The 19,897-nt window shown below is 44.1% G+C and carries 16 protein-coding genes; 3 read left to right on the top strand and 13 right to left on the bottom strand.

The window, feature by feature from the left end; all coding sequences use genetic code 11:
- Window positions 1-1,377, bottom strand: coding sequence for an RsmF rRNA methyltransferase first C-terminal domain-containing protein (locus NCY30_RS01650; protein ID WP_006426490.1), 1,377 nt, complete (start codon window positions 1,375-1,377; stop codon window positions 1-3).
- 20 nt (window positions 1,378-1,397) lie between these two features.
- Window positions 1,398-2,846 (bottom strand): aminoacyl-histidine dipeptidase, encoded by a 1,449-nt coding sequence (locus tag NCY30_RS01645; RefSeq protein ID WP_173784659.1) that lies wholly within the window; start codon window positions 2,844-2,846, stop codon window positions 1,398-1,400.
- 107 nt (window positions 2,847-2,953) lie between these two features.
- On the opposite strand from NCY30_RS01645, the gene NCY30_RS01640 reads away from it, so the two are divergent.
- A complete protein-coding gene (locus NCY30_RS01640) occupies window positions 2,954-3,904 on the top strand; it encodes a nucleoside recognition domain-containing protein (protein ID WP_130096296.1) in 951 nt (316 codons plus the stop codon).
- A gap of 7 nt (window positions 3,905-3,911) precedes the next feature.
- Here NCY30_RS01640 and NCY30_RS01635 read toward each other — a convergent pair whose 3' ends face one another.
- The 5 genes from NCY30_RS01635 to NCY30_RS01615 all read right to left on the bottom strand — a co-directional run bounded on the left by NCY30_RS01635 (window position 3,912) and on the right by NCY30_RS01615 (window position 8,106).
- Window positions 3,912-4,634 (bottom strand): hypothetical protein, encoded by a 723-nt coding sequence (locus NCY30_RS01635; RefSeq protein ID WP_006426485.1) that lies wholly within the window; start codon window positions 4,632-4,634, stop codon window positions 3,912-3,914.
- Window positions 4,635-4,639: 5 nt separating this feature from the next.
- Window positions 4,640-5,131, bottom strand: coding sequence for a pantetheine-phosphate adenylyltransferase (coaD, locus tag NCY30_RS01630; protein ID WP_006426484.1), 492 nt, complete (start codon window positions 5,129-5,131; stop codon window positions 4,640-4,642).
- Window positions 5,125-5,694: a 16S rRNA (guanine(966)-N(2))-methyltransferase RsmD gene (gene rsmD, locus NCY30_RS01625; RefSeq protein WP_006426483.1), complete on the bottom strand. Its 570-nt coding sequence runs from the start codon at window positions 5,692-5,694 to the stop codon at window positions 5,125-5,127. The genes coaD and rsmD overlap by 7 nt, the downstream gene beginning before the upstream one ends.
- Window positions 5,695-5,697: 3 nt before the next feature.
- Window positions 5,698-7,419, bottom strand: coding sequence for an ABC-ATPase domain-containing protein (locus NCY30_RS01620; RefSeq protein WP_006426482.1), 1,722 nt, complete (start codon window positions 7,417-7,419; stop codon window positions 5,698-5,700).
- Window positions 7,420-7,569: 150 nt separating this feature from the next.
- Window positions 7,570-8,106 carry a prolyl-tRNA synthetase associated domain-containing protein gene (locus NCY30_RS01615; protein ID WP_006426481.1) on the bottom strand — a complete coding sequence of 179 codons (537 nt, stop codon included), beginning with the start codon at window positions 8,104-8,106 and terminating at the stop codon, window positions 7,570-7,572.
- Between the two features lie 177 nt (window positions 8,107-8,283).
- Between NCY30_RS01615 and NCY30_RS01610 the strand changes: the two genes are divergently transcribed.
- The gene (locus tag NCY30_RS01610; protein WP_022415509.1) at window positions 8,284-8,901 is read left to right on the top strand and encodes a Maf family protein; all 618 of its coding nucleotides are present in this window, start codon (window positions 8,284-8,286) and stop codon (window positions 8,899-8,901) included.
- A complete protein-coding gene (locus NCY30_RS01605; protein ID WP_006426479.1) occupies window positions 8,891-9,844 on the top strand; it encodes a cation diffusion facilitator family transporter in 954 nt (317 codons plus the stop codon). Before NCY30_RS01610 ends, NCY30_RS01605 begins: the two co-directional genes overlap by 11 nt.
- A gap of 164 nt (window positions 9,845-10,008) precedes the next feature.
- Here the strand turns inward: NCY30_RS01605 and NCY30_RS01600 are convergent, their stop codons facing one another.
- The 6 genes from NCY30_RS01600 to NCY30_RS01575 form a co-directional block, all read right to left on the bottom strand.
- The gene (locus NCY30_RS01600; protein WP_022415511.1) at window positions 10,009-11,238 is read right to left on the bottom strand and encodes an aspartate aminotransferase family protein; all 1,230 of its coding nucleotides are present in this window, start codon (window positions 11,236-11,238) and stop codon (window positions 10,009-10,011) included.
- A gap of 349 nt (window positions 11,239-11,587) precedes the next feature.
- Window positions 11,588-11,764 (bottom strand): 30S ribosomal protein S21, encoded by a 177-nt coding sequence (rpsU, locus tag NCY30_RS01595; protein WP_005603101.1) that lies wholly within the window; start codon window positions 11,762-11,764, stop codon window positions 11,588-11,590.
- 163 nt (window positions 11,765-11,927) lie between these two features.
- Window positions 11,928-14,567, bottom strand: coding sequence for an alanine--tRNA ligase (gene alaS, locus NCY30_RS01590; RefSeq protein ID WP_044919536.1), 2,640 nt, complete (start codon window positions 14,565-14,567; stop codon window positions 11,928-11,930).
- Window positions 14,568-14,763: 196 nt separating this feature from the next.
- On the bottom strand, window positions 14,764-16,275 hold the full coding sequence (locus NCY30_RS01585; RefSeq protein ID WP_006426475.1) for a 4Fe-4S dicluster domain-containing protein: 1,512 nt from the start codon (window positions 16,273-16,275) through the stop codon (window positions 14,764-14,766).
- Between the two features lie 162 nt (window positions 16,276-16,437).
- Window positions 16,438-17,445, bottom strand: a complete 1,008-nt coding sequence (asnA, locus tag NCY30_RS01580) for an aspartate--ammonia ligase (RefSeq protein ID WP_006426474.1) — start codon at window positions 17,443-17,445, stop codon at window positions 16,438-16,440.
- 56 nt (window positions 17,446-17,501) lie between these two features.
- Entirely contained in the window at window positions 17,502-19,892 is a 2,391-nt protein-coding gene (locus NCY30_RS01575) for a homocysteine S-methyltransferase family protein (RefSeq protein ID WP_006426473.1), read from the bottom strand.
- Window positions 19,893-19,897 lie beyond the last annotated feature (5 nt).

Raw genomic sequence — 19,897 nt, 5'->3', positions numbered from 1 at the left:
TTAACACAGCCTCCATCCCGGCAGATATTTGTTCTTCAACGTACCATTCGATACCTTTCCCCATCCAAGCGGGAATCCGTCTACACAGACCAGATACCAGCCTTTTGCCTTTCTCTCTGTCAGATCATCTACATCCAGCGTCTCCCCTTTCAGATAACGTCTGACTCTTTCATCTTCGCATGGAAGATCGATGATCTGTGCATATTCATCCTTTTTCAAGCACATGGCAAATGCCTGGCTCGGTTCAAAACGGTTCTTCTTCAGTTCTCCAAGCAGCAGTCCGGTTCTTAAGAAACGGATTCCTCTCACATCCGGAAGCCCTTCCGGCATATAGTAAATGCGCTCTCCATGGATATCCAGTCTGGAACCATCCAGTTTCCATGTTACCTGTTTCATGAATTCTTCCAGATCTGCCGGAATTTTTCCTGATTTCTTCTTTGGTTTCAGCTCTTTTGCCGGCAATGGTTCTCCCTTTTGCAGAAGGGCAACGTAATGTCCCTCCCCTTTCATCTTGTGCGGGAAGATGCGGACTGTTTTTTTCAGTTCTTCATCCTTTTCTTCTGTCACTTCCGGTATTCCCGGGCAGAATCCCTCATAGTTTTCCATCGGAAGTACATGGAATTCCGGATATTCTTTTTTCAGGTGTTCAATGATTCTCTCATTTTCACTTGGATCAAATGTACACGTCGAATACAGCATGAGACCGCCCGGCTTTAACATTCTTGCAGCCTGCAGGATGATATTTCTCTGCAGATTACTGAAGAATTCCGGTCCGTGTTCTTCCCATGCTTTTACCATCTTTTTATCTTTTCGGAACATTCCTTCTCCGGAACATGGTGCATCGATCAGGATCTTGTCAAAATATTCCGTAAAATAATTCTCCAGACGTCCTGGTTCCTCACTTAACACCAGAACATTTCCGATTCCGAATACCTCAATATTCTTAAGCAGTCCCTTGGCTCTCGAACTGCTGATATCGTTGGCGATCAGCACGCCTTCTCCCTGTAATTTTGCTCCTAATTCTGTCGCCTTTCCTCCCGGAGCCGCACATACATCCAGAACCTTATCTCCCGGCTCTACCGGAAGACGGTTCGCCGGTGTCATGGCACTCGGCTCCTGAAGATAATAAAGGCCGGCAAAATAATACGGATGCTTTGCAGGAGACACTTTGTCCCCGTCATAATAGAATCCATTTTCGATCCACGGGATCTTTCTGATCTCAAACGGACATATCTTTTCAAACTCTTCTACCGAGATCTTGCCTGTATTCACTCGCATGCCATAATATCTTGGTTCTTCATAACAGGCAATATATTCGTCAAATTCATCTCCGAGAAGTGCACGCATCTTTTCTTCAAATGCTGCTGGCAGATTCATATATTTCTCCTCCGTCGTTATTATTTACAATTTTTAAGTACCAGTTTCAGGAATTCCCAGCTTCTCTGCGTAGACGCAATATCCAGACGTTCATTATAAGAATGAATATCCAGAACATCCGGTCCGCAGGATACGCAGTCCAGATCCGGACGTTTTCCGAGGAAGATTCCACACTCCAGTCCACCGTGGATAATGCAGATCTCCGGCTCTTTTCCATAAACTTCTTTGTATGCTTCTACCATGACCGGACGGAGTTCTGACTGTGGCTTGTACTGCCATGCCTGATATTCGCTGGAAAGCGAACCGCTTCCTCCGAATGCTTTTGTCACAGCATCTACTTCTTCCAGCACCTGCTGCTTTCTGCTGTCTACTGCACTTCTGATCAGGAATGCTGCCTCCACTCCATTTTCTTTCATAGATACCACACCGAGATTTAAAGAGGTCTCTGTCGCGCCGGCTACTTTACGGCTGTATTCTTTTAATCCATTCGGGCATGCCGTCAGGTATCCTACTACTTTTTGCGTAGTACCTTTTGAGAACACTACTATATTTTCTACTTTTTCAGTTTCTGTTTTTACAGTCAGGCCTGGTTCTTCTCCCATGAATTCTGCATTCCATATACTTTCCATGTCCCGGATCATAGCAAGGATCTCTTCGCAGTCTTCCGGTTCTGCAAGGATAGACACGTGTGCTTCCATCGCAATAACGTTGTCTTTCGAGCCGCCATAGATTTCGCTCAGACGGTAATTCTTCTCTCCTGCAATATGATACAGCAAACGTGCCATCATCTTATTCGCATTACCACGTTGTCTGTGGATTTCTTCGCCGGAATGTCCGCCCAGAAGCCCCTGGATCGTAATCTTGATCACCTCTCCGGATGCAGTCTCCTTTTCTACCGGGATCAGTCCCTGATAACGGACTCCGCCTGCGCATCCAACCGTCAGCGTCTTCTCTTCTTCCGAATCCAGGTTGATGAGTTTCTTTCCTTTTAATACTGACAGGTCGATAGCCTCGGCACCTTCCATTCCAAGCTCTTCATCTACAGTAAATACTGCTTCGATTGGTGGATGTGGAATATCTTCGCTGTCCATCAGTGCAAGCGCCATTGCAACCGCAACGCCGTCATCTCCTCCAAGCGTGGTATCTTTCGCCTTTAAAAATCCATCTTCTACATATAATTCCAGTCCGTCATTTTTAAAATCATGTGTGGAATCCGATGTCTTTTCGCATACCATATCCATATGTCCCTGCAGGATCACCGGTTCACTTTCTTCATATCCAGGTGTTCCAGGCTGGAATATGATCACGTTATTCACTTCATCCTGAATCACTTTTAAGTCTCTTTCCTTTGCAAATGCCACCAGATAATCACTGATACGTTTTGTATCGCGGCTTCCTCTCGGGATCACACTTATTTCTTCAAAAAACCGGAAGACTTCTTTCGGTTCTAATTCATTTAATACTGCCATTTTCCTACACTCCTTCTATATTACACTGTTATCTATTATCTAACAGTCTTCATAAAAAATCAACCTTATCCATACAATGAATTAACAAGGTCCTCCGGGAGATTCCTATGTCCAGACGTCATTTTCTTACCATTCCGATACTGATTTTTTTCTTATGTATGCTGTCATTTCCACAGACAGTCTTTGCCGGTGCCAGTTACGGACTCCTCCTGTGGTTCCGGCATGTCCTTCCCACATTACTTCCCTATATGGTCCTGATCAATATTCTGATCCGCACCCCTGCACTTCACTGGATCTGCCACATCACATCACCGTTTCTATGTCCGCTCCTTGGCACTTCTTATTATGGCACATTTGCAGTACTCACTGGCTTCTTATGCGGATATCCGATGGGTGCCAAGACAGCTTCCGACCTTCTGGACGCTCAGAAAATTTCGCGTTCGGAAGCCTCTTACCTTTTGTCTTTCTGCAACAATACAAGCCCTGCTTTCATCTTAAGCTATGTTGTCATTCAGAATCTGAAAAAGGATTCTATTTCCATTCCCTTTCTTCTTATTCTTACACTTACGCCTCTTATGATGAGCTTTGTCTTTCGTCTTTTCTACCGCGCAAAAGACCATATCCATCCATTTTCACACATGATGCAGGTTTCTTCTTCAACTGCTTCACAGTCTGAAAATTTATCCGGTAATTACTTCGACCGTTGTATCATGAATGCATTCGAATCCATCACAAAGGTCGGTGGATATATGATGATGTTCTCTGTCCTGATTCAACTGCTTGCGTCTGCTCTTCCAGACAATACAGCCTCCCTTCTTCTGTATTCCAGCCTGGAGATCAGCACCGGAATCCGACGGCTTGCGTCATCCGCACTGTATACCTCCCATAAGATTATTCTGTGCGCTGCACTTACCTCTTTCGGCGGCTGGTGCTGTATTGCCCAGACATATTCCATGATCTCCGGCAATCACTTACCAATCCTGCCCTATATAGCAGAAAAACTGGCCACCGCATTGGTAACCAGTCTTCTTATCTCCGCTTACATATATGCTATTTGATTGTATCTTAATCCAGTGTGTCATCTTCCTGAATATCATAACCAGAAACTGACATATCATTCGGATACTGATTCTCATCATCCAGATAATCATCCTGTCCATAAGCATCCTGCTCATAATTATTCTGCGGATATTCTTCTGCAGGATATTCATCCTGTGGATACTCCGACTGTACACTCTGTTCTGTCTCCGGCGGAACATCCAGCTCTGCTCTGTTGTTACGCACCATGTCATAACATTCCTGAAGAGAATTTACAAGACTGTCATACTTCGATGTATACGTATCCAAGGTACGTCCGATCGCACTCTCTGCCTGAGAAAGAAGATCATCTGTATAATGAATGGCTCCGATACGAATCTGGTTTGCATCATTTGTTGCATTATCCAGAATCTGCTGTGCCTGTGCAGTTGCTGCAGTTACGATCTCATTTGCCTGCGCATACGCCTGCTGCATGATCTCATGTTCACTTACCAGCTCATTTGTCTGAATCTGTGCTTCCTGAATCATTCCGTCTGCTTTTGCCTGTGCATCAGCCAGAATTGCGTCTTTGTTCGCAATAATCTTCTGATAACGCTTGATCTCATCCGGTGTCTTCATACGAAGTTCTCTTAACAGTTCATCCATCTGGTCTTTATTTACAATAATTTTTGTTGTCGACAGCGGCTGGAATTTACAACTGTCAATATACTCTTCAATTTCCTCTATGATCTGCTCAATACGGCTGCTCATAATATTTACACTCTCCTTTTATGTTTCATTTTCCCCCAGACTTTCTGCTCTATGTAATCCGGCACAAACTGGGATATATCTCCTCCGAAGGCTGCCACTTCTTTTACCGTGGTAGAACTCAAATACGAATACTGCAGATTCGTGATCAGAAATATCGTCTCCACATCTGACGCAAGTTTATGATTGGTCTGCGCCATCTGTAATTCATATTCAAAATCAGTGATTGCCCGAAGTCCCCTTATTACAATCTTCGCATTCAGCTTATGGGCAAAATCCACCAATAATCCTTCAAATGGAATAATCTTAACATTTGGTATGTCTTTCGTTACTTCCTCTAACATTTTAACACGTTCTTCTACGGAAAACAACGGGGTTTTTGCTTTATTATTCAGCACTCCGACTACCAGTTCATCTACCATTTCAGCAGAACGTTTTATGATATCCAGATGTCCGTATGTGACCGGGTCAAAGCTTCCCGGATAGATTCCTGTTAACATATTTCTTTCCTTCCCGCAGGTTCCAAAAATACATGCTTATTTGTCTTATATTCTTTTTCTTTGATAATGTTATATCCAAGATCTTCTGCATAATCAAAGTCTGTCTCTTTAGAAGCCTCTACAATGATGATTCCTTCCTCTGCCAGCAGCGATGATTCTGCCAGATAAGTCAGCACACTTTTTTCCAGTTCATGATTATACGGTGGATCCATAAAAATATAATCAAACTGTTTTTCTCCTTCTAATTTATAGAGTGCTGTCATCACATCCATCTGCATGGTCATCCCTTTTCTTTCAAAATGTGTCTTCTGAAGGTTCTCTTTGACACACGCCATGGCTTTCGGATTCTTCTCTACAAATACCGCTTCCATTGCTCCCCTGCTCAGAGCTTCGATCCCGATCCCGCCGCTTCCGGCAAACAGATCCAGAAAGATACTGTCGTACAGATATGGAGCGATCATGTTAAATAATGTCTCCTTGATCCTGTCTGTTGTTGGTCTGGTATCCATGCCTTCCAACGTCTTTAACTGTGTTCTTCTTGCACTTCCTGCAATGACTCTCATATTCTATCCCCTCTCTTTCCTGTCTGTTCCAAGCTTTCTGTAACGGTTCATACAGGCATAGATTTCCTGTATACGCGGTCTTGCAAGATTTCCCGGTACGGTATTTCCTTCGCACACACCGGCAAGCCCTTTTTTATCCAGAACGTTCTCTACCTGTTCTATGGCCTGTCCAAGTGTCTTCCTGCCATCAAATATCTCCTCTTCCAGGAAACGTACGATCTGCCCCAGTGTATTTAACTGCTCACTGTCCACAAGCTGTTCCACATACCGCAGATCAATCGTCTCATGACCGATCATGACCGCATCGCGTCCCATTGTTTTTAATTTCACCCTGCCTTTCTGGCGGATGCCCGGATTCTTACGCACCTTCCGGTCAAACGATGGCTGTTCCGGCTTTTCTTCCGGAAACTTCAATGCCGGATAGTCTGAAGCCGCTTCCTTTGCCAGTTCCGTGATTTCTCTCGGAACATACTTATCCATCTGAATGATCTGATCCGCGATCTGGAAATAGGCTCCGGAGCTTCCAGCTACCAGCACCGTCGATATTCCATATTCCTGATAAAGATCCCGCACACGCTCAATAAACGGTGTAATCGGCTCCATGTCACGGTGGATCACCTGCTGCATCAGCTCATCTCTCACCATAAAATTCGTTGCACTCGTATCTTCATCGATCAGAAATACCTGTGTTCCTGCTTCCATACTTTCTATCACATTCGCCGCCTGTGACGTACTTCCGCTTGCATCTTCCGTGTCGAACGCATACGTATCTTTTCCGTTCGGCAGATCATTGATAAACATGGAAATGTCTGTATGCCGGATGCTTCTGCCGTCTTCTGCGCGGATCTTCATTGCAGTATCATCTGTGACTACATATTCCCTGCCATCTCCTGCAATATGAGGATATACACCACTCTCCAGTGCTTTCAAAAGCGTTGATTTACCATGATAGCCGCCACCTACAACCAGAGTGATTCCCTTTCGTATTCCCATTCCGGTGAGCACTCCTTTATATGGAAGCTTCATCGTAACTTTCATAGAATCCGGCGAGACAAACGGCACCGCATCCTTCATCGGTCTCTGGGAAACGCCCGATTCTCTCGGAAGGATCGAACCGTCAGCAACAAATGCTATCAGTCCCTCTTTTTTCAGCTGTTCCCGGATATATTCCTGATCCACGGCAAGTTCTGCCGCCTGCTTCACTGCATTCTGGTCCATATTCTTATAATACAAGGCTTTCTCCACACACGCCGGCAGATACTGATACAGAATCTTAATCAGCTCTCCTGCCTGGATCGTACGTCCTCTTGCCGGGAATCCGACCTCAAACCGGACAATAATATTCCCTGTCTTTTCCTCTATCTCACAGGCCGTACGTTCCAGCACTTCCTGACCACATCGTGTCACCTGGATGATCCCGCTTTTTCCGGAACCGTGTGCCTGAAACGAGTACCGTTCCAGTTGCTTTGCAAAATTCCGCAGCAGATAATCTGCCACAGCCATCTTTTTACATTTGCTGTCATATAGATTTCCCGGAATCCGGGCCGCTCTTCCTGCCACCTGTATATGCAACCTGGACGGTGCCGCAAACGGATCTCCCTGTACATGATCAATCCCCAGTATATATGTTCCAAACTGGTATGCGCCTCTGGTATCCTTATATGCCGGATATCCTCTGTGATCAATGCGCTCCAGTATCTGTTTTAAATCTTCTGATGTCTTCATATTTATAATGTTACTGTTCCTTTTTATTCTCTATTCTATCCTTTACAGATCTGTCTATCTTATTCACTATTCTCTTTCTCGCAGATCTGCTTTTCTTATTCGCTTCTCTCTTTCCCGCAGATCTGCTTCTCTTATTCGCTTCTCTGGATTCTACAGATCCACAATTCTTGCTCTGTGATGGATCGCCGGAAGATACTTCTGAAGCAGATCTTTCGTTTTAAATTTCAAATGGCTGGTGTTGATTCCCGGGTTGCAGCCGAACCATTCTGCCTCTGCAACTTCCTTATCTATAATTACCTGCACATAATCATCTTCATCGGTCAGAAGCCCTGCAACACTTGCTGATCCCGGTGTTGTGCCAAGATGTTCCAGCATCTTCTCCGGCGGCGCAAATGACATATGGGACACGCCCAGTTTTTTACTGAATGAAGAAGTGTCAAATGCTTTGTCTGCCGGCATTACCAGCAAAAAGAAGGTTGTCTTCTTCTGGTTACAGAGGAAGACATTCTTCCGGATCTCTGTTCCGATCGCTTTATCCACTTCTGCACATTCTTCCATCGAAGATGCCGGATCATTATCCACCTGTTCATATGGTATTTTTAATTTTTCCAATGTATCGTAGAATTTCCGCTCTAACGGCATTCTTTCGTCTGCCGGTGCTTTCGTTCTTATTTCACTGATATACATAACAATAAACCTCCGTTTCCGATATTTATACTTGTTAACATTATATCGAATCTGCACAGTGATTGCAATTTTTACATTACAATTTTATCCGTTATGAATTTCTGTTTTTTTCATTCTATGTTATACTATAGTTGGTATTTTATATATTTTCAAAAGGTCATAAAGGAGAAAAAAGACATGAAATACGTATTAGCATCAGCTTCTCCCAGACGGCAGGAGCTGCTTACCCAGGCAGGATTCACATTCGACGTAATCCCGTCTGCAGTCGATGAAAAGATCACCAAAGATATTCCGTCCGATGTCGTGATGGAACTGGCGCACCAGAAAGCTCTTGATGTATATGAATCAAAGATAAAAGACAATCCCGCATATCAGGGTGAAGACTGTATCGTCATCGGTGCCGACACCATTGTGTCTTATCGCGGTGAGATTCTTGGGAAACCAGCAGATAACGAAGAAGCCTTTGATATGCTTTCCATGCTCGCAGACCGCACACATCAGGTCTATACCGGAGTTACATTTGCAGGGTGTATCCGTGGGCAGCAGATCTTACATACATTCTACGAAAAAACGGATGTCACCTTTTATCCGGTCACAAAAGAGGATCTTCATGCTTATGTTGACAGCGGTGATTCTCTTGACAAAGCCGGCGCTTACGGCATCCAGGGCGCATTTGCCATCCACGTAAAAGGGATCGAAGGTGATTATAATAATGTAGTCGGCCTTCCGATCGCACGACTCTACCATGAACTTGATTCCATTTTGCCAAAGGAGAAGATACATTATGCATTCTAGCCGGAGTAAACAGAAATACGAAAAATCCGCACTCCGTATCTCCATCACAGGAAGTACGATTTTCGTAATCCTGGAGATCGTTATGGCGGTCATCACAAGGTCGCAGGCCGTCCTTCTGGACAGTGTCTATGACGGCGTCGAGATTCTGATGGTATTCGTATCACTTTCACTGGTTCCGCTGATGTACAAGCCGTCCAGCGAAAGCCACCCATTTGGTTACCAGCAGATTGAATCCTTATTTGTTGTTGTAAAAGGTGCGATCATGATTGCTGTTACCGTCGGACTGATCATTAACAACATCCAGATCATCTTCCACGGCGGCCAGCATGTCAACTTTTCCATGGTTGCGTATTTTGAAATGAGTGCCACCTTAGTCAGTATTGCTGTGATCTTCCTGCTTCGCAGGATGAACAGTAAACTGACTTCACCGATCGTGATCATGGAGATCCAGGAATGGCAGATCGACTCTGTCGCATCGTTTGGTATGTGCATCGCATTCTTTCTGCCGCAGATCATAACCGGAGAATGGTTCCAGCCTTTGATTCCTTATCTCGACCCGATACTGGCGATCATCCTGTCCCTTTTTATGCTTCCGGTTCCGATAAAAACCGTGATCACGGGACTTCGGGACCTGTTCTTACTCCCTCCGGAGGAAGAAACGGTTCAGGAGATCAAAGAGATCGTATCTCCGATTCTTGCCACATACGGGGACACAAAATTATATTATGATATCCTGCGTACCGGACGGAAATTATGGATCAGCGTGTATATCACCATGAACCGTGATATGATCTCTATTTCCAAGTTCAAATCCGTGCAGAAAGAGATCATTCAGGCTCTTTCAAAAGAATATCAGGACTTTTATTTTGAACTGCTTCCGGACATTGAATACACTGGAGATACAGAGGTCCCTGAGCCTGTTCCTGATGAAGAAGAAACTTAATCTGCAAAACCTGCCACTGGCAGATTTTCTTGTATACTTTGGTATGCGTAAGAGGCTGCCGGCAAAATCGCCGGCAGCCTCTTTTTGAAGGTAGTTCTATGAATCAAAATTGTGGTAACGTCTGAATCATTTGTATTTCTGTATCTTCTTATATTTATTTACGCTTACTTGCTTTCGTATTTTGCGGCAGCATCTTCGATAGACGCTCTCATGATCAGCATCAGCTCATCGATCTGTTTCTTCGTTACGATAAGTGGTGGAATCATACGGTTTACGCTGTCTCCGATGGCTGTGATCAGTGCCATTCTGTCCAGGCATCCGTGTTTTACTTCTACTGCGATTGGAATATCATATTCGCATCCAACCAGAAGTCCACGTCCTCTTGCTTCTTTTACATGTGGGAGTTTTGCAAGTTCCTGTTTCATGTATTCTCCCATTTCTTTTGCATTTTCACTTAAGTTGTTATCAAGAATCTCTGTTACTGATGCAAGACCTGCTGCACATGTTACACAGTGTCCGCCATATGTAGAGCCATGTGTTCCTGCTGTAAATGCTTTTGCTACTTTTTCAGTTGCACAGCATGCTGCTAACGGCATTCCGCCTCCGACTGCTTTTGCCATAGATACTGCGTCTGGTTTTACACCATATCCCATGTAAGCCATCGGTGCTCCGGTACGTCCCCATCCTGTCTGAACTTCATCAAACAGAAGTAACATATCTTTCTCGTCACATAATTTACGAAGTCCTTCGATGAATTCCTGTGTTGCAGGATGAACACCGCCTTCGCCCTGTACAGGCTCAATCATGATTGCGATTGTATTCTCTGTTACCTTTGATTTGAAATCTTCAAGGTTATTATATTCTGCATAATCGAATCCAGGAAGCATTGGTTTGAATCCCATCTGAATTGCATTGTCCGGCTGGCCTGTTGCAGACATTGCTCCGTAAGTTCTTCCATGGAAACCATGTTTTGCTGTAATGATGTGATATCTTTCCGGTCCGAAATTATCTACACCATATTTTCTTGCCATCTTGATCATACACTCATTTGCTTCAGTTCCGGAGTTCTGATAAAAGATCTTATCCATTCCGATCGTATCACAGATCTTCTTAGCCAGTAATGCCTGTGGAATGGTGTATGGATAGTTGAATGTATGCATGATATCATCTAACTGATCCTTGATTGCTGCAATGACTTTTGGATTTCTGTTACCACAGCTGTTAACGGCAACCCCACCGTAGAAATCCAGATATGCATTTCCTTCTTCATCGTACAGATACATACCTTCTGCTCTCTCTGCAATGAAATCATATCTCTCATAAGTCTCCACCATATACTTATTAACCATGTCCTTCAGTTCTTGTGCTGTAAGTCCCGTATCCTTTAATCTCATAATAAAACTCCTCACTTTCATCCATCCTAAAAATTTGTTGAATAATTATGATCTCGTTCGTCTTCCTATCCTTTTATCACTCTATCAATAGAACGAAAAAAGGCACCACACCCTAACGGGTATGGCGCCTTTGCCTTTCAACGATTCACAGTATATACCTGTGTTTTGAAAACGTCAACATGTTTTTTGAAAAATTTTCAAAAATATTTTTCCAGACTGCTTCGCTAAAGTGTGCCACCGGCGGCTTTCCAGCATGCTAAGACACATATAGAACCTGTCACTGGCAGGTTCTATCGCATACTAAAGTATAAAAAATAGAGTGCCATACGACACTCTATTTCTGCACATATTAGTTATACTTACGTTTTCTAGCAGCTTCAGATTTCTTTTTGCGTCTTACGCTTGGTTTTTCGTAATGTTCTCTTTTACGAATTTCCTGCTGAATACCAGCCTTTGCACAGTTTCTTTTGAATCTGCGTAAAGCGCTATCTAACGATTCGTTTTCTTTAACGATTACATTTGACATAGACTCACACCTAACCTCCCCTCCAGTCCTATATTGTGCATCATACGACTGTTCGGGTATTTTTATTGCACTACATATGATTATAACATATTTTTTTCTCACGTCAACAACTTTCTTCCACTTTGGAAAAAATTGCAAAATTTCGCGAATTGACAGTAAAATTTTATGCAAGCTGTCCTTCTAATGCTTCTTTTGCAGCCTTCAGAGCATCCTCTACACCTGCCGGATTCTTACCGCCGGCCTGCGCCATATTCGGACGTCCGCCGCCACCGCCGCCAACTAATTTGGCAACTGCTTTGATCAGGTTACCTGCATGAGCTCCCTGTTTCATAGCTCCGTCTGTAGCGGTAGCCATCAGGCTTACTTTACCATCATTAACAGAAGCAAGCAGGATCACACCTTCGCCCAGCTTCTCTTTTAACTGGTCTCCAAGATCACGAAGGCCGTTCATATCTACACCTTCCAGGCTTGTAGCAAGGAATTTCACACCTTTTACTTCTTCTACCTGGTTCATTACATCACCCATGGCATCTTTTGCAAGTTTGCTCTTCAAGCTCTCTACTTCGCCCTTTAATACCTTATTTTCATTCATCAGATGAGAAACCTTCTCTTCGATGTTTTCCGGTGTTGCTTTCAGTAATTTTGCAGTCTCATGAAGCTTCTTCTCCTGAGCGCTGTAGTAATCCAGAAGTCCTTTGGATGTCAGGGCTTCAATACGGCGTACTCCGGCAGCCACACCTGTCTCGGACAGGATCTTGAATGCCATGATGTTTCCTGTATTCTTTACATGTGTACCACCACAGAATTCGATAGAGAAATCACCCATACTTACAACACGTACAATGTCTCCGTATTTTTCTCCGAACAGAGCTGCAGCTCCCGTCTTCTTAGCCTCTTCGATCGGCATATTTTTAATTACAACCGGAAGATTCTCACGGATCTTCTCATTTACGATATCTTCAACCTTCTGCAGTTCTTCTGCCGTCATGGCAGAGAAATGTGTAAAGTCGAAACGCAGTCTCTGTGCATTATTCAGAGATCCTGCCTGCTCTACGTGATTGCCAAGTACCATACGGAGAGCTTTCTGAAGCAAATGGGTTGCACTGTGGTTGTTCTCAGCAAGTGCACGGTTCTCTTTGTCAACCTTCAGAGTCACCTTGTCGCCGACTTTGATCATACCCTTTGTAACCTGGCCTACATGGCCGAATTTACCGCCTGCAAGCTTCACAACATCTTCTACGACAAATTCACCGTCTTCGGTACAGATGATACCTTTATCAGCTTCCTGTCCACCCATTGTTGCATAGAATGGAGTCTTGGCAACGATGATCGTACCCTTATCTCCGTCTGTCAGTGCATCTACAACTTCTGTCTCGCTTGTCATAGCTGTCACATCAGATTCAACCTCTAACTGATTATATCCGACGAACTCAGAAGATAATTCTGCATCCAGCTCATCATATACACTGGCATCTTTACCACTGTAGTTGTGTGTACCGAATGTTCCTTCGGATTTTGCACGCTGTTCTTTCTGTGCTTCTTCGAATCCTTTTTCGTCATAAGTCAGACCCTTTTCTTCCAGAATCTCACTTGTCAGATCGATCGGGAATCCATAAGTATCATAAAGCTTAAATGCGTTCTTTCCAGAGAGAACAGCCTCACCATTCTTCTTCATCTCTTCTTCCATGTCTGCAAGAATAGAAAGTCCCTGGTCAATTGTCTTGTTGAACTGAGCTTCTTCTTTGGCGATTACGTTAAAGATAAAGTCTTTCTTTTCTTCCAGTTCCGGATATCCGTCTTTCGATCCGTCAATGACAGTCTGTGCAAGTTTTACAAGGAATGCTCCCTTGATTCCAAGAAGTCTTCCATGACGGCATGCACGGCGGAGAAGACGTCTCAATACATATCCACGTCCGCTGTTTGATGGAAGGATACCGTCTGAGATCATAAATGTTACTGAACGGATGTGGTCTGTCAGTACTCGGATTGAAGTATCTGTGTTATCATCTTTCTGATATTCCACACCTGCCATGTTACATACATGGTCTCTTAAAGCCTTTAATGTATCGATGTCGAACATAGAATCTACATCCTGCACGATACATGCCAGACGTTCCAGTCCCATACCTGTATCAATGTTCTTCTGCTCTAATTCTGTATAGTTGTTATGTCCGTCATTGTCAAACTGTGTAAATACGTTGTTCCAGATCTCCATATAACGGTCACATTCACATCCGACGGTACATCCAGGCTGTCCACATCCGTATTTTTCCCCACGGTCATAATATACTTCTGAACATGGTCCGCAAGGTCCTGCTCCATGCTCCCAGAAGTTATCTTCCTTTCCAAAACGGAAGATTCTCTCTGCCGGGATTCCAATCTCTTTATTCCAGATCTCGAAGGCCTCATCGTCATCCTGGTAAATGGATGGATATAATCTATCTGGATCCAGTCCTACTACTTCTGTAAGGAATTCCCATGTCCAGTGAATTGCTTCGTCTTTAAAATAGTCTCCAAATGAGAAGTTACCAAGCATTTCGAAAAATGTACCATGTCTTGCTGTCTTTCCTACGTTCTCGATATCTCCTGTACGGATACATTTCTGACAGGTGGTAACACGTCTTCTCGGCGGTATCTCCTGTCCTGTAAAATATGGTTTCAATGGTGCCATACCAGAGTTGATCAGTAACAGACTCTTATCGTTATGAGGCACTAATGAGAAACTTTTCATTGCCAGATGTCCCTTGCTTTCAAAGAACTCAAGAAACATTCTTCTTAATTCGTTTACGCCATACTTCTGCATAATTTCCTCCTGCTCTACATTCATGTATCAAATCAGTATAAATATTTTTATCAATACTAACTTTTAATTATAAAGAGAGACAGGCGTTTTGTCAATCATTACGCCTGTCTCTTTTAAACTTAAATATGCATAAAACGCGCATAAAATATCGTCATGAACGACATTCCGGATTCTTGTTTTCTCATTCGGAACCCTCTTATTTTAACTCAATCTCACCGAGTTCCTTTGGTGGAAGCTGTTTGCTGGATGCTTTCACAAATTCCTGTACTTTCTTCTGTGCTTTCGGTACCGGAATATTCGTTCCTGCTCCGGCTACACATCCGCCCGGACATCCCATTCCTTCGATCAGACATCCGTTCATTCTTCCGATCTTCGCCATAGAAAGGATCTTCTTACAATCTGCAAGACCTTCTGCATGTTCGATCTTTACTTCCACACCCGGATAGTATTCATTCACACATTTTTCAATCGCGGATGCAACACCGCCTGCAACTGCATATCCACGTCCTACACCTGTTGCATTATGGAAAGATGACTCTGCTTCATATTCGGAAAGATCAATTTCCTTCGCATCGAACATTCCCTGTAATTCCTCAAATGTCACTACAAAATCAACATCACTTCTTACGCTTCTGCGCATTGCTTCCAGCTTCTTGGCCGCACATGGTCCGATGAATACTACTTTTGCATTCGGATGTTCTTTTTTGATCGTACGTGCAGTAGCGACCATAGGCGTCAGCTCCTGAGACACTTCATCGATCATATCCGGGAAATATTTCTTTGCCAGCATTGCCCATGACGGACAGCAGGATGTCAGAAGGAATGGAAGTTCTCCCGTTGTAACCTTTTCCACATAATGGTGTGCCTCTGCAACAGCTCCGATATCAGCTCCAAGAGCTACTTCGTATACCTGTGAAAATCCAAGTTCTTCCAGTGCTGCCTTTAAGTTTCTCGCATTGATATTATCTCCGAACTGCCCGGTAAATGCCGGTGCGATCTCAGCAATGATCTGCTCGCCTTCCGACAATGCTCTTGCAAGCTGGAAGATCTGGGATTTGTCTGAAATTGCTCCAAACGGACAGTTTACCATACACATACCGCAGGATACGCATTTGTCCGGATTGACATATGCACGTCCCACTTTATCGTTTTCAATCGCATTGACACCACAGGCTTTTGCACAAGGGCGCTCTTTCTTGGAGATTGCGTCATATGGACAGACACTCTTACATTTTCCACATTTGATACATTTTTCCTGATCAATGTAGGATTTTCCGTTCACCATGGAAATTGCACCCTTTGGACAGACTTCCATACAAGGATGTGCCAGACATCCTTTGCACATGTTGCTGACCTCATATCCTTTCGCCTCACATCTCATACATGCAGACGGGATAACCTGTATAAGCGGCGGCTCATAATATTTGTCTGATATGTTACTTGCTTCTACTCCCGCTGTCAGATGTACCGGTTTATCTTCAGGTCTGAGCGCAAGTCCCATTGCAAGTCTTACCTGCTCTCGTACAACTGCTCTTGCACGGTAGACACTGTCACGGTACTGTTCCGTCTCATCATTCACCAGCGCATATGGGATTGCTTCCATATCGTCGCATAAAGTATCCGCATCCGCTTTGAAACCAAGCGCTGCGACTTCTTCAAAGACTTTTCTTCTCAACCGTCTTACGGTTGTATTAATGCCTCTCATCATAGTTGGAGTTCCTCCTGTTTTTCCTTTGTCATTTTTATGACAGTCTATAGTTCTATTATAGACACTTGAGAAAATCTTATCAACTAATTTTGGGGATTAATTTATTAACTGGGTTGGCCTTTCGGTCCGGGTATCCACCAGCCTGTTGAATTAAGTACCAATTTACAGCAGAATAATATTATGCTCTCTGCAAGTCTCCCGCATCTCTTCCGGCCACAAACTTGCCTGCACCTCGCCGACATGAGCACGGTCAAGAAGCAGCATGCAGAGTCTGGACTGTCCAATACCGCCTCCGATGGTGTATGGAAGTTCTCCGTTTAACAGCATCTTATGATATGGGAGATTCTTTCTCTCTTCGCATCCTGCTTTTACAAGCTGCTCTTCCAGAGCTTTTTCATCTACACGGATACCCATGCTGGAGATCTCAAGTGCACAGTTCAGTGTCTCGAACCAGAACAGGATGTCTCCGTTTAACTGCCAGTCATCGTAGTCTGGTGCACGTCCGTCGTGCGGCTCGCCGCTTGCGAGTTTGTCACCGATCTTCATCAGGAATACACAGCCGTGTTCTTTTGTGATCAGATTTTCTCTTTCCTTTGGAGTCTTATCCGGATACATGTCTTCCAGTTCCTGGGAAGTGATGAAATAGATGTCCTCCGGAAGTTTCTTCACTGCCTGTGGATATTTGTACCATACCTCATGTTCCATATGTTTGATGATCTTGAAGATATTACGTACGGTAGCTTCCAGTGTCTCAACAGTACGTTCTTCTTTTTTGATCACTTTTTCCCAGTCCCACTGGTCCACGTAGCAGGAATGTAAGTTGTCAAGTTCTTCATCTCTGCGGATCGCGTTCATATTTGTATAAAGTCCTTCACCCGGCTGGAATCCATATTTGTATAATGCCATACGTTTCCATTTTGCAAGGGAATGTACAACTTCGATTGTCTCTCCCGGAACGCCTGCGATATCGAACTGTACCGGTCTTTCCACACCGTTCAGGTCATCGTTCAGACCACTGCTTTTTTCTACAAATAACGGTGCAGAGATTCTCTCCAGATTCATCTCTTTTCCGAATTCCTTCTGGAACGTGTCACGAATGTACTTGATTGCTTCCTGTGTCTCTCTTACGCTTAAGCGAGGGTCATAATGTTCTGGTAATATTAATCCCATTTTTTCTGTCTCCTTTTTGTCTGTTGTATATTTTTATGAAATTCTTTGCTCACTGATTACTCTTCTCCAAATACTCTCTGTGCATAATATACGGACTGCATTGCATCTTTGCCGTAAAAATCTGCCCCGATCATATCTGCATAATCCTGATTCAGCACAGCTCCACCTACCATGACTTTACATTCAGGTTTACGTTCTCTCAATAACTTGATGGTCTCTTCCATGCTTACAACCGTTGTTGTCATAAGCGCACTTAAACCTACCAGCCGGATATCCTGCTCAACTGCAGTATCTACGATCACTTCCGGCGGTACATCTTTCCCCAGATCGATCACATCAAAACTGTAATTCTCCAGAAGGACTTTTACAATGTTCTTACCAATATCGTGAATATCTCCTTTTACCGTTGCGAGAATAACTTTATTCTTCGCCTGGACTTCCCCGCCTTCCTGTGCGAGTACGTCCTTGATCACTGCAAATGCGATCTTTGCCGCATCGGCACTCATCAGAAGCTGCGGCAGGAAGACAGTTCCCTTTTCAAATCCTTTTCCCACCGTATCCAGTGCCGGGATCAGGTGTTCATTGATGATCTCCAGCGGTGCCTGTTCCTTTAACAGTTCTCCTGTTGCATGATGCGCTTCTTCTTTCAGACCTTTTTCGATGGCCTCTTTTAAAGTCAGTTCTGCCTTGGCTGCCGGTGCAGGCGTTCCTGCTTTCTGACTGCCATATACACGGATATAATCCTCGCAGTTCTTGTCGTAATTCATCAGCGCACAGAATGAATAGTAAGAACACATCATATCTTCCGAAGACGGATTGATGATTCCGGCACTTAAGCCATTCTGCATGGCCATCGTATAGAAATTCGAATTGACTGCCGGACGGTACGGAAGTCCGAATGAAATGTTCGATACACCAAGTACCGTACATACACCGTAAGTCTCTCTGACTTTTTTCAGTGCTTCCAGAGTGACCTTTGCTCCTTCCGGCTCGGAACTGATCGTCATTGCCAGCACATCGATTACAATGTCCTTTTTGTCAATGCCATATTTTTTCGCTTCTTCAATGATCTTTCCTGCCACACGGACTCTTCCATCTGCCGTTGCCGGGATTCCATCCTCGTCGATCGTAAGCCCGATCACAACACCTCCGTAACGCTTAATAAGCGGGAAGACAGCATCCATATTTTCCTGTTTTCCATTTACAGAGTTCACCATCGGCTTACCGTTATAGATGCGCATCGCCGCTTCCATTGCTGTGATATCAACGGTATCGATCTGAAGCGGCAGGCTTGATACGCTCTGAAGCTCCATGATGACTTCTTTCATCATCGCCGGTTCGTCAATATCCGGAAGTCCTACGTTGACATCCAGAATATGTGCTCCCTTATCCTGCTGCGTAATCCCCTCTTTCAGGATATAATCCATGTCGTGGTCTTTTAATGCCTGTTTGAATTTCTTCTTACCGGTCGGATTGATTCTCTCTCCGATAATCATCGGCTTGCCGCCAAGGATGACCGCATGTCCGTAAGAAGATACCATTGTGATATCTTTCTTTGTTGCCGGCTTTACGCTCATCTCTCTGGTCGTCTCAACCATCTTCTGGATATGTGCAGGTGTTGTTCCACAGCATCCGCCGATCACATGTGCTCCCATCTCTACGATCTTTGCCATATATCCGGCAAACTGTTCCGGTTCTACATCATAATAGACTTCTCCGTCACGCTGCTTCGGAAGTCCTGCATTCGGTTTTACGATGATCGGAACCGATGCGTATTTCAGAATATCCTCCAGAATCGGAAGCATCTGCTCCGGTCCCATACCACAGTTGATTCCCAATGCATCTACACGAAGGCCTTCCAACATGGTAACCACCGCCGGAACATCTCCTCCTGTCAGGAGTTTTCCCTTTTCATCGAAGATCATAGTTGCAAATACCGGAAGTGAAGTATTCTCTTTTGCAGCAAGTACTGCTGCTTTCACTTCGTAACTGTCACTCATGGTCTCGATATGGATCAGATCAGCTCCTGCCTGTTCTCCATAGATCATCGTTTCTTTAAATGCATCATATGCATCTTCAAACGAAAGATCTCCCATTGGCTTTAATAACTTACCGGTTGGTCCTACATCTAATGCTACATAAGTCTTTCTTCCGTCGTGCACGCCACGTTCTGCAGCCTTTTTTGCATTCTGGATTCCTGCTGTTACGATTTCTTTGAGTCCATACTTGGAATCATGAAATTTGATCGCATTAGCACCAAATGTATTACTTAAGACGATATCACTGCCTGCCTCAAAATATGCCTTATGGATATCGATGATTTCTTCTGCATGTTCCAGGTTCCAGACTTCCGGTAGTTCTCCCGGCTGTAATCCCTTTGACTGAAGAAGTGTTCCCATTCCACCGTCAAAGTACAATAATTCTTTTCCCAGTCGTTCTAATAACATTTGTC

It is taken from the genome of Dorea sp. MB18-49, assembly GCF_023669465.1.
In the GTDB taxonomy this organism is placed as follows: Bacteria; Bacillota; Clostridia; order Lachnospirales; family Lachnospiraceae; genus Dorea_A; species Dorea_A longicatena.
Note: the sequence above shows the minus strand (reverse complement) of the source record. Positions and strands in the feature narration are given on the sequence as shown.